Origin of the sequence: Roseomonas sp. CCTCC AB2023176, assembly GCF_042259275.1 — a bacterium.
Classification (GTDB): Bacteria; Pseudomonadota; Alphaproteobacteria; order Acetobacterales; family Acetobacteraceae; genus Roseomonas.
In genome coordinates this window covers 3,749,751-3,762,787 of the sequence record NZ_CP170086.1, presented here as the reverse complement: position 1 = coordinate 3,762,787, position 13,037 = coordinate 3,749,751, and the positions used below count along the sequence as shown (strand labels likewise).

The window sequence follows — 13,037 nt, the reverse complement described above, 5'->3', positions numbered from 1 at the left end:
GCCTGCGTCAGCCGGCCGGGAATGCGTCTAGCCGAGGCCCCCGCAGGAAGGGGTTGGACCGCCGTTCCTCTCCGAAGCTGGACCCGGGGCCGTGCCCGCAAAGGAAGCGCATGTCGTCGCCGAGCGGGAGGAGCTTGTCGCGGATGGATTCCAGCAGCGCCGCCTCGTCACCGTATGGGAAGTCGGTGCGTCCGACGGCGCCGCGGAAGAGCACGTCGCCGACGATCGCAAGGCCGAGCTGCGGCGCGGCGAAGACCACGTGCCCCGGCGTGTGGCCGGGGCAGTGCAGCACCGCGAAGTCCTGCCCCGCCACCGATACGGTCTCGCCCTCCGTCAGCCAGCGGTCCGGGGCAACGTCCTCCAGCCCCTCGATGCCGAAGCGGGCGCCCTGCTCGGCAAGGCCGGACAGCAGGAAGGCGTCGCGCCGGTCCGGGCCGATGATCGGGACAGTCGCGCCCTGCCGTGCCTCGAGCTCCCGCCGGAGTTCCGCGGCCCCGCCCGCGTGGTCGAGATGGCCGTGGGTGAGGAGGATCCCGTCCACCGTGAACCCCGCCCGGTCGAGCGCGGCGAGAAGCCGCGGCACGTCGCCGCCAGGGTCGATCACCGTGCCGCGGCCAGCCTCGGCATCCCAGATGAGGGCGCAGTTCTGCTGGAAGGGCGTGACTGGCACCTGGGCGGCCTGAAGGCGGGACATGGCGCCGCGTGCCATGGCGGTCCGGAACGGGTCAACCGCGGCCGGCTTCCGCATACACCCGGAACCGCGCGGACGCTTCGAGAGGGACGCGGGCCGCGGAACCCCGTAGCTCCCGGCCGGTTCGGCCGCGGCGGGCCGCATCGGCCGTAACGGGCGCCGGGCTCGTTCGTGGCCCCCCTGCGCGAGCGGTCCGCGGCTGACGACGCATCCGCAGCGTCGCGTGCGGCCTTGCCCTGGGCCCCAAACGTCGGAACTCGCGCCATCACGGCCCCGCGTACCTCCGGATACGTTTCCCAGGGCGCCGAGGGGCACGCCGGCGATCCGGCCGGGGCGTAGCGCAGCCTCGCCCGGCACCTCGATCGCGCCGGGCCGTCAGGCGCCCGTCCCGGGGCTCCCCCGGACGAAGAGCGCCACCCCGTGCCCGCTTCCGGCACGTCAGGCCCCTCGCGCGGCGATCATTCGGGGAGCGTCGTGGCGTTGCGGGCCGGGGGCGCGGCCCGCCGGACCGACGTCATGCGGCGTCGCGTTCGCGGGCGAGCGGGGCGGGATCGGGGTTCGCGCGCCTCGCCTCCGCCAGGAAGGATCCCAGGGCGCCGTCGATCGTGCGGAGCCGCAGGCCGTAGCCGGATCGCAGGGCGCTTCTGGCGGGCCGCGCCGGCTGGGGGCCGGTTGCGCGCCGGACGCGGGGGGCAGCGAGGCCGAGGGCACGCAGGGCCTCGCGGATCAGATCCTCCCAGGTTGCGGACCCGTCGCCCGCGAGGTGGCGGAGGCCGGTCTCGCGGTCCATCAGCAGGTTCAACGCGAAATCCGCGAGGTCCGGGAGGTAGGTCGGGGAGACGAGGCCGCCCGGCGGCGCCTCGGCCGGCAGGCCGTTGCTGGCGGCGCGGATGGCGCGGGCGAGTGGGTTCCGCCCGTCCCAAGGCCCGAAGAAGGGGCCGGGACGAAGCAGGAGCGCACCGGGATGGCGTGCGAGCAACGCCTCGTCGCTCGCCGCCTTCGTCGCCGCGTAGGTATTGAGGGGGCCAACGGCGTCGCGCTCGAGGTAGGGCTCGGCCTTCGCCCCGTCGAAGATGAGGTGGCTGGAGAAGGCGAGGAGGGGCAGCCCGGCATCGGCGCAGGCACCGCCGAGGACCTCGGCCGCCCGGAGGTTGTCGCGCGTCGCCCGGGCCGGGTCCCGAACGGCCGCGGCGACGCGGGCGAAGCCGGCGGCGTTGACCACCGCCCAGGGCCGGACCTCGGCGAGCGCGGCGGCGACGGACGCCGGATCGGCGACGTCGAGGGCATCGCGCCCAAGGGCAACGAAGCCGAGGTCCCGAAAGCCGCAGAGGTTCGCGAAGGCCGTCGCGAGCGCGCCACCGGCGCCGGTGATCAGCAGCGGCCGGCGCTGGCGCGGCGGGCGGTGTCGGCGCATCCGTCCCGCCGGCATCGTCGTCGGCCAGGGCGTGGCGCGGGGCCAGTGGAAGCGGTCCCCCCGCTGCCACCAGCCCGGACCGTCGAGCATCGGGTGATCGTAGGTACCGGTCCGCGCCAGGCTGCGGACGGCGTGTGCGACGGCGGTCGGGCGCGGCTCCGGCCCGCGGATGTCGAAGACGCCGGCCTCGTAGAAGCCGTTGCTCTCCTGCAGCAGGCTGTTCCAGTCGAAGGCGCCGAGGAGAGACCAGGCCGTGATGGCGCGCACGTCCACGCCGCGCTTCCGGAGCCGGCAGGCTGCGCCCCAGATCTCCATGAGCCAGCGGATCTGCTGTTCGCGGCTGGAGTCGGAATGGACTTCCGTCACCGCGATCGGGATGCGGTAGCGGTCCCAGGCCTCTTCGAGCAGTGTCTCCGGCCCGGCCAGGCCGCGCGTCACGGCGCGCAGCGCGGGGCAGTCGATGTAGCGGTGCCGCCCGTTGCCGCCGACGGGATGGCCGGGGTAGCGCTCCAGCCGCTCGTCGATGAAGCGCTCGCCGGACAGGTAGTGGTTCAACCCGACGATGTCCGGTGGGTACGGCGCCTCGGCGAATTCCTCGATCACCGCCTCCGACGTCGCGTCCACCAGCGCGGCCCGCAGCGGGTGTTCCCGTGTGACGCGGCCCGTGAGGAGATCGAAGCCGGCCCAACGCCGCTCGTTCTCGTAGGCCGCCTGGTAGGCGAGCGTCCGGGTCGAGAGGAAACGCCCCAGGTCTTCCGTCTGGATCAACCGTGCCCGCGGGTTAATCGCGCGGATCGCCCGCATCGCCAGCCGTACGCCGCGCACCTGGTTCACGAGCATGCGGAGGCAGGACCGCTCATCCGTCGCGTGCGGGTACCAGAAGCCGTAGAGGCCGGAGAAGCGCGCTGTGGTCAGCGGCTCGTTCACCGGCGTCCAGTCCTCGACCCAGGGATAGCGTTCCGCCACGGCGCGGGCATAGGCCGCCAGGCGTTCCGGGAAGGTCGGGTCGGCGAGGTTCGTCTCCCGCGGTCCGCTGCCGTGGTGGACGAGGCCGGCGATCGGACGCAGGCCGAGGTCACGCAGCATTGCCAGCCGTTCGTCGGTCCAGCGCCAGTCCGCGCGGTCCAGCCCGTCCGGCGCCACGCGCTCCCACAGCACGGGGTAGCGGATGGCGCGAAGGCCGAGTTCGGCGAAGCGGTGGAGGTCGGAGGGCCGATCCTGATGGCCGTTCAGGATGGTCTGGTCGCGATAGGCGTCGCGGACGCGGACGACGGTGCATTCGACGCCGCCCCACATCTCGGGCGGGCCTGGCAGGGCGGAGGCTGGGGGCAAGCGGGGGACCTCCGTCACGGGGATGGCGTGCCGCGGAGCGGTCGGGATTGCGGACGCGGGCCCGTCCCGGGCGGGGGCGGGAGATTGCGATCGGTAACCCGTGCGCGCCGGGCGGGTTCCGGTCGTTGCCGCGTTCGTCATCGGTCGTTGCCGCGGGTGCGGCAGGCGGCCCGGCGGCGATGATGGCGATGCTTGCTTGATCGGCCACGGACGATGTCCCGCCGCGGCGGGATGGCCCGCCCACGCGGAGCAACCGCGATCCGCCCACGGGCAACCGGATCGGAGCTGCGTCCGGCGCCTGGACAAGGCCCTGCGGAGGTGGAGGCTGGCCGCAGATCGGAATCCCTTCGTGCGTGGGCGCTTTCCGCCGGGGCGGGGTAGGCCCACCCTGCCGCGAACCCCCGATGCGAACCGTGCGTTCACCGCCCGGTCCGATCCCGACCATCACGACCGGAACCGGAGAGCGACGAGCGATGGAGGAGGAAGGACCAGCCGGCCTCGAGGGTGCGATCCGGTCGGTCGCCGATGCGGAGAACCTGACCCTCACCCCCGCCGAACTCCGCGGCGTCCGGACGCAGCTCGAGGACGGCGCTCCCGTGACCGCCGGATCGCTGCGTCGCGCTCTCTCGGAAACGAGGCGGCCCGGGTGGCGCCGCCGCTTGGCGACGCTCGCCGCGGGGGTGGAAGCGCTGCCGGCGCGGCGGGACGACGTCGAAGTGGCCGTCGCCGGCATCGCCGACCCGGGCGCGGGCGACGCCGAACTGCTGAGGGCGCTGCGTGCGGCGGTGCTCGCGCGACTGGCGGGGTACGGCACGCCCGACGCCGCGCTCGCCGCGGCCCTCGACGACCTGCCGAAGCGGCCCTCGGGCGAATCGTCGCTCGATGCGGCCGAGCATGCCGCGCGCCTGGCGGCGGAGGCCTTCGCCCTGCCTGCCCGCGAGGCCGACTCCTTCGCCCAGCGCGCGCGGGAGGCCGAGCGGCGCCGGCGGGAGGAACGCCGCGCCGCTGCGAAGGCCGCGCGCGAGACGCGGGCCGAGGAGGACCGGCGCCTCAAGGCTTGGGAAGGCACGCTCGTCGGCGCCGAGGCGGTGCCCCTGCTGCTCGGCTGCACGCGGGACGAGGCGGCGCGCTGGATCCGCGCGGGCGTCATCCCGGTCGCCCGCCGTGTCGCGCTCCATCGGGGCGGACGGACGGTGCAGGAATCGGAGTTCGACCCCGCGGCGCTGGAGGCGCTGCGGCCCGAGGTCCCCGCCTGGCGCGACGCCGATGCAGGCCGACGCGGCCCCGACGCCGGGGAGTCCCCGGCCGGTACGCGCCGTACGTCGAACGCCGCGGTTGCGCGCGTCGCCGGGCTGGACCGCTACGCCGCGCATTTCGCGACGGCGCGGGCGCTGGATCGGCGGATCATCGCCTGCCTCGGCCCGACCAATTCGGGAAAGACCTATTTCGGCCTGTCGCGCCTCGCGGAGGCCGAGAGCGGCGTGGCGCTCGGCCCCTTGCGATTGCTCGCCCACGAGTACCGGGAGGGGCTGGAGGCCCGCGGCGTCCCGACCTCCCTCCTGACGGGGGAGGAGCGCGTCCCCATCCCCGGTAGCCGCCACGTCGCGGCGACGGTGGAGATGTGCCCCTTCCAGACGCCGGTGGACGTCGCGGTCATCGACGAGGCGCAGATGGTCGCCGATCCCGACCGCGGCCCGGCCTGGACGGCGGCGATGATGGGGGTTCCGGCCCGGCAGGTCATCGTCCTCGGCGCGCCCGACGCGCTGCCGATGATCCGACGGATCGCCAGGCTCTGCGGCGATCCGCTGGAGGAGATGCGGCTGGAACGCATGGGGCCGCTCGTCGCCGCCCCGCATCCCGTGACGATGGGGGAGATCGGGCGCGGCGACGCGGTGATCGCCTTCTCGCGCCGGGAGGTCTTCGCGCTCCGCGCCGAACTGCTGCGCCGCGGGCGCAGCGTCGCCGTGGTCTACGGCGCGCTCGGCCCCACCGTGCGACGCGCCGAGGCACGGCGCTTCCGCGAGGGTGAGGCAGAGGTTCTCGTTGCCACCGACGCCATCGGCATGGGGCTGAACATCGGCCCGCTGCGACGCGTCGTCTTCTCCTCCCTCGCGAAGTATGACGGACAGCAGGAACGGCCGCTTTTCGTGCAGGAGATCAAGCAGATCGGCGGCCGCGCCGGGCGGTTCGGCGGAACGCACGCCGAGGGGATCGTCGCCGTGCTCGCGGGCGGCGGGAACCCGGCCGAGATCGCGCGCGCCCTCGTGGCCGGGCCGGTTCCGCCGCAAGACCCGCGGCCGCCCGTCGCGCCGGACGCTGAGATCGTGGCGGCCGTGGCGGCGGAGATCGGCACCACAAGCCTCTTCGGCACCCTGCGGCGGATCGAGCGCGCGGTGCTGCGGCGCGACGACCCGAACTACAGGCTCGGCGATCTCTCGACACAGATGGCGATCGCGGGCGTGGTGGACGGGGTGCGGGAACTGTCGCTGATGGACCGCTGGACCTATGCGCTCTGCCCCGTGGACGAGCGGGATGAGGGGATCGCGCGCCTGTCGAACTGGGCGGTCGAGCACGCGCTGGGCCACGCGGTCGCGCCCCCGCGCGCGGGCCGGCTACCGCCGCCGGACCGAGCGGACCAGCAGGCGTTGCAGCTGGCCGAGCGCGTGCACCGCCGCCTCGTCGCCTGGCGCTGGATGGCGCAGCGCTTCCCCGACGCGTATCGGGACCTGGAAGGGGCGATGACAGAGAGCCGTCGCCTGAACGACTGGATCGAGGCCGTGCTGTCGGCGCAGCCATCCGACCGCCGGCGCGCGGTGGCGGGCGTCGCGATGGATCCCGCGCAGGGCCAGGGCAGGCCCCGGCCGGACGGGAAACAGGCGGGCGGGAAACAGGCGGGCGGGAACCAGGCGGGCGGGAAACAGACGGGCGGGAAGCCGTCGGGCGGCCCCCGCGTCGCGGCATGGCGCGCCGGGGGCGCCCGCCGGTCGTCGCGGGCTGATCGCCGGTCAGCGCGGCACGCCGCTCCTGCCTGGCTGAGCGTGCGCGATGGCGGCGCTGTCCAGCGGCCGCGTGGGTCCAGTGCGCTCTCCCGGTGGCGTCGCTTCGCGCCCGGCCCTGGCGGCACCCTGATCGACCGCGGGTCGGAACCGGCACCGCGGGCTGCGATCCAGGGCACGCGAAAAAGGCGGGGCGGCCCTTCCGGACCGCCCCGCCCCGCCCCATTCGCCACGTCGATCGCCGGATCAGCGACGCGTCGTGTCGGTCCCGAAGGTCCGGTCAACCGCCCGCTCCGCCGCCGTGCCGTCCGACTGGGACGGGTGCGCACCGGAGACGTTCGTGCCCGCCGCCTTGTCGAAGGCGCGGCTCGCCGCCGTGCCCGGCGGATTACCCGGGGTCCCGTCCGGCGAGCGCGGGATCACGGTGTCTTCCGTAGTCGTCGCCCCGCTGACGCGCACGCGGGACCGCTCATGCTCCGGATGCGCGCCGGAGATGTTGGTCCCCGCAACCTCGTCCGCGCCGCGCGACAGCATCGTGCCCGGCGGGTTGCCGGCCGTGCCGTCCGTCGAGGCGCCGGTGGAAGAGCCGGTGTAGCCCGTCCAGCCGCCCGCGCGGTAGTCGGCCTCACGCGTGGAGGCATGCACGCCGTTGTGGCGGTCGAGGATCGCCTCGGCCTCCGCCGCCCGCGCCTCGTCCGCGCGGATCGTGACGAGCGTGCCGCCGCGGCTCACGCCCTCGGCATAGACGTTCGCCTCGGACTCCTCGACGCCGGCACCGGTCAGCGACCCGACCAGGCTGCCGGCGGCAGCGCCGACGCCCGCGCCCGTCAGCGCCGCGACGAGCCAGCCAGCCGCCACGATCGGCCCGATGCCCGGGATCGCCAGCGCGCCGATGCCCGCGAGCAGCCCGGCGCCGCCGCCGAGCACGGTCCCGATCGTTGCCCCGGTGCCGACGCCCGTAGCGGTCTCGTCGCCGGTCTCCCGGCCATGGGCGGCGTTGTCGTCCTCCGGCCGCGTCGTGCTGTCGTTCGCGAGCAGCGAGACGTTGTCATGCCCGAAGCCCGCGGCCTCGAGCGCCGTGACCGCGGCGCGGGCATCGGCGTGGCTGTCGAACAGCCGTGAGATGGTCCTGATGGCCATGTCGTCGTTCCTTTTCCGTCCGATGTCAGCGATTGGTCTGCTCGCGCGCCGGCGCCTGCGGGGCCGCGCCCGCCGCACCCGAGCCCGTGGCATTCGTCCCGCTCGTGCGGGAGCTGTCGGCCGCGTTGTTGCCGAGCGCGTTGTTCCGCGCGCCACCCTGCTGGCCGCCCACCGGGCCACCCTGCATCATGGAGCCCGGGGCGCCGGAGCCCGTATTGGCCGCCGAGTTGGAGCCGGCCGAGTTCGCCGCGCCCGCCGTCGCGCCGCCCGAGGAGGCGCCGAGCGGCGTCGCCCGGTTATTGTCGGCCGTGCCGCTCGTCGCGGCCGCACCGCCGCCCGTCACGACGTTGCCGCGGAAGTCGAGGCCGACCTCCTGCTGCTGGCCGTTCCGGGTGCCCTGGCCCCGCCACACGCCCTGCTCGTCGCGCCGAAGTTCGCCGACGCCGGAATAGCCGGCGGCCTCGATGCGCGAGCGCGCCTGGCCCTCGGTGAAGGAATTCGCGCCCTCGGCCGGGGTGGTCGTCGTGTTCGGCGCGTCGCCCGGGTTGCGGTTCGTCATGCCGGAGGACGAGGCCTGCGACTCCGCGTTGCCCGCCGCCGGATCATTCGGCCGGCCGCCCGCGGCGTTCGTCGCGCCGGAAACGGTCGAGTTCACCGTCGAGCCGACGGTCCCGCCGGCAACGGTCGGCGAGGCCGCGGGACCGGTCGTGGTCCCCGGGGCCGCGCCGGTGCTGGACTGGGTCGGCGGCGCCATGGTCATGGGCTGGGTGGAGGACCCCATGCTCCCGCCGCCGCTCGTATTGCCGGTCGCGCCCTGCTGGGCCAGGACGGCTCCGGGCGCCGCGAGCGCCGCGGCCAGGGCCACGGCAACAGCCTTCGTGCGCATGCGTATCTCCCAAACTGTGCTTCTGAAGGCGTCGGAATGATCCGCGCCCCGGTGATAACGCGCGGGAGAGGCGCCCGTTGGCGGCCGGGGTTCACGCGACCGTCAGCAGCACCGGATGCAACTTCGGAACGTTCCGCCATGCGGCATGCGCGGGGGGTCGGTGAGCTCCTCTGCCGCTCGCGGTTGGCCGGGGGCCCCCCCTGCTATACCCCCGTCACGAGCCGCCCGGGCCAGGGCACCCCCTGCCCGCCCGGGCGCGCAGCTTTATTCCCGGCGGGTCCAGGCCCCCGGATCACGTGACCGGGGGACCCCGATGGCCCGCAGGCGGCAGGTGTACGAAGGCAAGGCGAAGGTCCTGTTCGAGGGACCGGAGCCAGGCACCCTCGTGCAGTACTTCAAGGACGACGCGACGGCCGGGAACGGCGCCAAGAAGGGCATCATCACCGGCAAGGGCGTGCTGAACAACCGCATCTCCGAGCACCTGATGATGCGGCTCGGCGAGATCGGCGTCCCCACCCACTTCATTCGCCGCCTGAACATGCGGGAGCAGCTCATCCGCGAGGTCGAGATCATTCCGCTGGAGGTGGTGATCCGCAACATCGCCGCGGGCTCGCTGGCGACCCGGTTGGGGATCCAGGAGGGCACGCGCCTCCCGCGCTCCCTCGTCGAGTACTACTACAAGAACGATGCGCTGAACGACCCGATGGTGTCGGAGGAGCACATCACCTGCTTCGGCTGGGCCTCGACGCAGGACCTGGACGACATGGTCGCACTGGCGCTTCGGGTGAACGACTTCCTGACCGGCCTCTTCCTCGGCGTCGGCATTTCCCTGGTCGACTTCAAGCTTGAGTTCGGGCGGCTGTACGAGAACGACGAGATGCGGATCGTGCTGGCGGACGAGATCAGCCCCGACAACTGCCGGCTCTGGGACGCCAAGACCGGCGAGAAGATGGACAAGGACCGCTTCCGCCGCGACCTCGGCAAGGTCGAGGAAGGCTACCAGGAAGTGGCGAAGCGGCTGGGCATCCTGCCGGAGGCGGGCGTCCGCGACCTCAAGGGGCCGGAGATGATGCAGATGGCCGGGCTGCGTCTCGCATGAGGCTGCCCCGATGAAGCTTCGCGTCTTCGTCATGCCGAAGCCCGGCGTGCTGGATCCTCAAGGGAAGGCAATCGGGCATGCGCTCGGGAACCTCGGCTTCTCCGGGGTCGGCGAGGTCCGGGCGGGCAAGGTGATCGAGCTGGAGGTCAGCGAGACCGACCCGGCGGCCGCCAGGGCGGCAGGCGAGGAGATGGCGCGGAAGCTCCTCGCCAATACGGTCATCGAGTCCTTCCGCGTCGAAGTCGCGTGACGTGATCAAGGCCAGCCTCGTCATCATGACGGTGCTGACCGTCCTCATCTCCATCGGGCTGCGGTGGCGGGAACAGCGCGTCGAGGCGCTGCGACCCGTGGTGCGTCGGGAGGGCTGGATCGCCGCGCAGAAGCGCAAGGCGAACCGGTGGGTGACGGCGGCGGCGCTGGCTGCGGTGGCAACGCTACTAGTGTTAGGCGGGCTGCAGTGGCTGCGCGTTTGGCAAAACGGCTGAGACACGCCGAACGGGCTCGGGGTGCAACGGCGCTGTCGCCGATGCCCCAAGGTTCACTCTGATGCGCCTGGACGCGGCGGACCTTTTGTTTTTGATTGGGCCATTCGCGATTGGTGGAATCGCTTGTATCGGGCTGCTCCGGCCAACCTTCGGTGTGATGCTGACAGCCTTGTCAGGCGTCGTCATCTTCGCTGCGGCAGTGTGGCTTGTTGCTTTTGTCCCCGCCCTCTTCTTCCTTGGTGCTTTGTTCTTCCCCATGGGCTTGTTGATCTTCGCGTTGCCCTTCTGGTTCATGATAAGGGCGGCAAAGAATGGTCGCGAGTTGATGGAAAGACCGAAGCCGTGACCACCGGCGCCCAAGTCGTACGGTGTCACGCAGATTAGCGGTACAGCACACCTAGTTTCGCCGAGTGCCGCCAGAGGCCTTGGAGAAGGGCTCGGTCTTCCAACAGACTTTCGGAGCTGACCATGAAAGCCGTCATCCTCCTCTTCCCCGGCACGAACCGGGAGCGCGACATGGCGATCGCGCTGGAACACGCGACGGGGAAGAAGCCGACGATCCTCTTCCACGGGGAGACGGAACTGCCCCGCGGCACGGACCTCGTCGTCCTGCCGGGCGGCTTCTCCCATGGCGACTACCTCCGAACCGGGGCCATGGCGGCGCATTCCCCGATCATGGGCCCGGTACGCGACTTCGCCGCGCGGGGCGGGCACGTGCTCGGCGTCTGCAACGGCTTCCAGATCCTCTGCGAGGCCGGGCTGCTGCCGGGCGTGCTGCTACGGAACAAGGATCTGCGGTTCCTGTCCATGGAATGCGTGCTGCGTGTGGAGCGGGCCGGCACGCCCTACACCGCGCACTGGCAGAAGGGCGCGACCTTCCGCGCCCCGATGGCCCATGGCGACGGCAACTACTTCGCCGACGACGCGACGCTCGACCGGCTGGAGGGCGAGGGTCTCGTCGCGTTCCGCTACCACGACGCCAACCGCAACGGCGCCTCGCGCGACATCGCGGGGATCCTGTCCCAGAACCTCCGCGTCCTCGGGCTGATGCCGCACCCGGAGGATCTGGTGGACCCGCTGATGGGCGGGGAGGACGGCCTCCCCCTCTTCACCTCGATCGCCGAGGCGTTGGCGCCGGCCTGACCGGCCGGCGCCCGCCCGTCACTGCACCCGCACCGCCTGTACGCGGCGGTTCAGCGACCGCCCCGCCTCGTCCGCGTTGTTCGCGATGGGCTGGGTCGCGCCCCGGCCTTCCGAGGCCACCCGGTCCGGCGACACGCCATTCGCGACGAGCCAGGCTCGCACGGACTCCGCGCGCCGACCGGAAAGCGGGATGTTGATCCCGTCATTCCCCGTATTGTCAGTGTGCCCGACCAACCGCAGCCGCAGCGACGGGTCGGCGTTCAGCGCATCACGCACCTGCATCAGAACCGGCACCGCGTTGGCGTCCAGGTCGGCGGAGTTCGTGCGGAAGGTGATGTAGAGCGCCACCGTGCCCGTCGTCCGCAGCGCCTCTGCGACCGGCGCCTGCACCGGGCCGGTCGCGCGCGGCCCTTCGGCCTGGATACGGTAGGACGCCTCGTAGGCGCCGTAGTTCGTGGACTGCACGCCGTTGCGCGTGGTCCCGAGGTAGCGCGGCTGCCCCGGCATCATCGTCAGCTTCACCATCCCACCGGTCAGCGGGATGGCGCCGGCATGCACGGCGGCGCGGCAGGTCCGGCTGTCCGCGGTGTAGGTATCCGTGCCCCAGACCGCGCCGGACAGGGTCCGCTCCCCGGGGCAGAGGCAGGCGACGACCTCGGTGGAGCCGGCATAGGCCGACATCGTGTCCGGGCAGAGCGCCGGGCCTGCCTGCACGCCGATGAACTGGAAGGACGCCGCGTAGTTCCCGTAATTCGTCGAGCTGACGCCGTTGCGCGTCGTACCGGGATAGCGCGCCTGCCCTTCCATCATGCGCAGGGAGACGAGGCCGCCATTCGGCCCGACGGCCCCCGCATGGACCGCAGCGCGGCAGGTCCGGCTGTCCGAGGTATAGACGTCGGTTCCCCACACCGCGCCGGAGCGCGTCGCCTCCGCCGGGCAGGTGCAGCGCAGCTGCTCGCCGGAGCCGCGATAGGCGTCCATGTTGTCCGGGCACACGCCCGGCCCCTCGGCCCGCTGCACCCCTTCGAAGCGGAAGGACGTAGCGTAGGCGCCGTGGTTCGTCGACGTCACGCCGTTGCGCGTGGTGCCCGGATGGATCGCTGCGCCCGGCAGCATCGTGATCGTCACCCGCCCGCCCGAGAGCGGAATGGCACCGGCATGCACCGCCGCGCGGCACGTCCGGCTATCCGCCGTGTAAGTATCGCTGCCCCAGACCGCGCCGCCGCGGGTCATGGTGTCAGGGCAGGTGCAGGTCAGCGTTTCCGTGCTGCCCTGGAACGCGGATAGCGTGTCGGGGCATTGACCCACGTCCTGCGGGCCGGACGCGGCGGCCTGCGGCGCCGGGGTAGCGCTGCCGACGGGCAGGTCGAAGCGGTAGCTCGCCGCGTAGGATCCGTAATTCGTGGAGGCAAATCCGTTTCGAGTCGTGCCGAGGTAGCGCGGTTGCCCCGGCAACATGCGGACCGTGACCTCGCCGCCCCCCGTGCCGATCGCCCCGGCATGGACCGCGGCGCGGCAGGTCCGGCTATCCGCCGTGTAGGTGTCGGTGCCCCAGACCGGGCCGGAGCGAGTGAGGGCGGCCGGGCAGGCGCAGGTCAGCACCTCCGACGAACCGGCGAAGGCCGCCATGTTGTCGGGGCATTGCGACACCGCGGCTCGCGGGGCCGGCGCCGGGGGCGCGGCCGGGGCGGCCACCCCGGGCTTGCCCGGGGCCTCGGGGACGGGCGCGCCGGCCGGCGGCGGCTTCGCCGCGTCCTGCGCCAGGGCCGGCGACGCGAGGAGCGCCAGCACCCCGAGCAGCCGCATCATCCGCACCATCATCCATCGCCCCCACGCGTCGCCGCTGGCAGC

At 73.0% G+C, this 13,037-nt stretch carries 10 protein-coding genes; 6 read left to right on the top strand and 4 right to left on the bottom strand.

The annotated features are described in order from the left end of the window. Positions 1–7 precede the first annotated feature (7 nt). Positions 8–694, bottom strand: coding sequence for an MBL fold metallo-hydrolase (locus tag ACE7GA_RS18835; RefSeq protein WP_376089921.1), 687 nt, complete (start codon positions 692–694; stop codon positions 8–10). 511 nt (positions 695–1,205) lie between these two features. After that, the gene (locus ACE7GA_RS18830; RefSeq protein ID WP_376089918.1) at positions 1,206–3,437 is read right to left on the bottom strand and encodes a family 1 glycosylhydrolase; all 2,232 of its coding nucleotides are present in this window, start codon (positions 3,435–3,437) and stop codon (positions 1,206–1,208) included. A gap of 473 nt (positions 3,438–3,910) precedes the next feature. On the opposite strand from ACE7GA_RS18830, the gene ACE7GA_RS18825 reads away from it, so the two are divergent. Next, a complete protein-coding gene (locus ACE7GA_RS18825; protein WP_376089915.1) occupies positions 3,911–7,555 on the top strand; it encodes a helicase-related protein in 3,645 nt (1,214 codons plus the stop codon). 43 nt (positions 7,556–7,598) lie between these two features. Here ACE7GA_RS18825 and ACE7GA_RS18820 read toward each other — a convergent pair whose 3' ends face one another. Continuing rightward, on the bottom strand, positions 7,599–8,459 hold the full coding sequence (locus ACE7GA_RS18820) for a hypothetical protein (protein WP_376089912.1): 861 nt from the start codon (positions 8,457–8,459) through the stop codon (positions 7,599–7,601). 313 nt (positions 8,460–8,772) lie between these two features. Here ACE7GA_RS18820 and purC point away from each other — a divergent pair, with 313 nt between their 5' ends. From purC to purQ, 5 genes are all read left to right on the top strand, one after another. Then, positions 8,773–9,558 carry a phosphoribosylaminoimidazolesuccinocarboxamide synthase gene (gene purC / locus ACE7GA_RS18815; RefSeq protein WP_376089909.1) on the top strand — a complete coding sequence of 262 codons (786 nt, stop codon included), beginning with the start codon at positions 8,773–8,775 and terminating at the stop codon, positions 9,556–9,558. 10 nt (positions 9,559–9,568) lie between these two features. Beyond that, entirely contained in the window at positions 9,569–9,808 is a 240-nt protein-coding gene (gene purS / locus ACE7GA_RS18810) for a phosphoribosylformylglycinamidine synthase subunit PurS (protein WP_376089906.1), read from the top strand. A 1-nt stretch (position 9,809) separates the two neighbouring features. Next, positions 9,810–10,043 carry a hypothetical protein gene (locus ACE7GA_RS18805; protein ID WP_376089903.1) on the top strand — a complete coding sequence of 78 codons (234 nt, stop codon included), beginning with the start codon at positions 9,810–9,812 and terminating at the stop codon, positions 10,041–10,043. Positions 10,044–10,104: 61 nt separating this feature from the next. Then, a complete protein-coding gene (locus tag ACE7GA_RS18800; RefSeq protein WP_376089900.1) occupies positions 10,105–10,389 on the top strand; it encodes a hypothetical protein in 285 nt (94 codons plus the stop codon). A gap of 122 nt (positions 10,390–10,511) precedes the next feature. Beyond that, entirely contained in the window at positions 10,512–11,186 is a 675-nt protein-coding gene (gene purQ / locus ACE7GA_RS18795) for a phosphoribosylformylglycinamidine synthase subunit PurQ (protein WP_376089897.1), read from the top strand. Between the two features lie 18 nt (positions 11,187–11,204). On the opposite strand, the gene ACE7GA_RS18790 is transcribed toward purQ, so the two are convergent. Beyond that, complete coding sequence (locus tag ACE7GA_RS18790; RefSeq protein WP_376089894.1) at positions 11,205–12,995, bottom strand: LCCL domain-containing protein; 1,791 nt, start codon at positions 12,993–12,995, stop codon at positions 11,205–11,207. Between the last annotated feature and the right edge of the window lie 42 nt (positions 12,996–13,037).

What these genes read in the sequence shown, in the direction of transcription:
- purQ (WP_376089897.1), top strand. Translation starts at nt 10,512, where the DNA reads ATGAAAGCCGTCATCCTCCTCTTCCCCGGCACGAACCGGGAGCGCGAC.
- ACE7GA_RS18820 (WP_376089912.1), bottom strand. Translation starts at nt 8,459, where the DNA reads ATGCGCACGAAGGCTGTTGCCGTGGCCCTGGCCGCGGCGCTCGCGGCG.
- ACE7GA_RS18825 (WP_376089915.1), top strand. Translation starts at nt 3,911, where the DNA reads ATGGAGGAGGAAGGACCAGCCGGCCTCGAGGGTGCGATCCGGTCGGTC.
- ACE7GA_RS18790 (WP_376089894.1), bottom strand. Translation starts at nt 12,995, where the DNA reads ATGATGCGGCTGCTCGGGGTGCTGGCGCTCCTCGCGTCGCCGGCCCTG.
- purS (WP_376089906.1), top strand. Translation starts at nt 9,569, where the DNA reads ATGAAGCTTCGCGTCTTCGTCATGCCGAAGCCCGGCGTGCTGGATCCT.
- purC (WP_376089909.1), top strand. Translation starts at nt 8,773, where the DNA reads ATGGCCCGCAGGCGGCAGGTGTACGAAGGCAAGGCGAAGGTCCTGTTC.
- ACE7GA_RS18835 (WP_376089921.1), bottom strand. Translation starts at nt 694, where the DNA reads ATGTCCCGCCTTCAGGCCGCCCAGGTGCCAGTCACGCCCTTCCAGCAG.
- ACE7GA_RS18800 (WP_376089900.1), top strand. Translation starts at nt 10,105, where the DNA reads ATGCGCCTGGACGCGGCGGACCTTTTGTTTTTGATTGGGCCATTCGCG.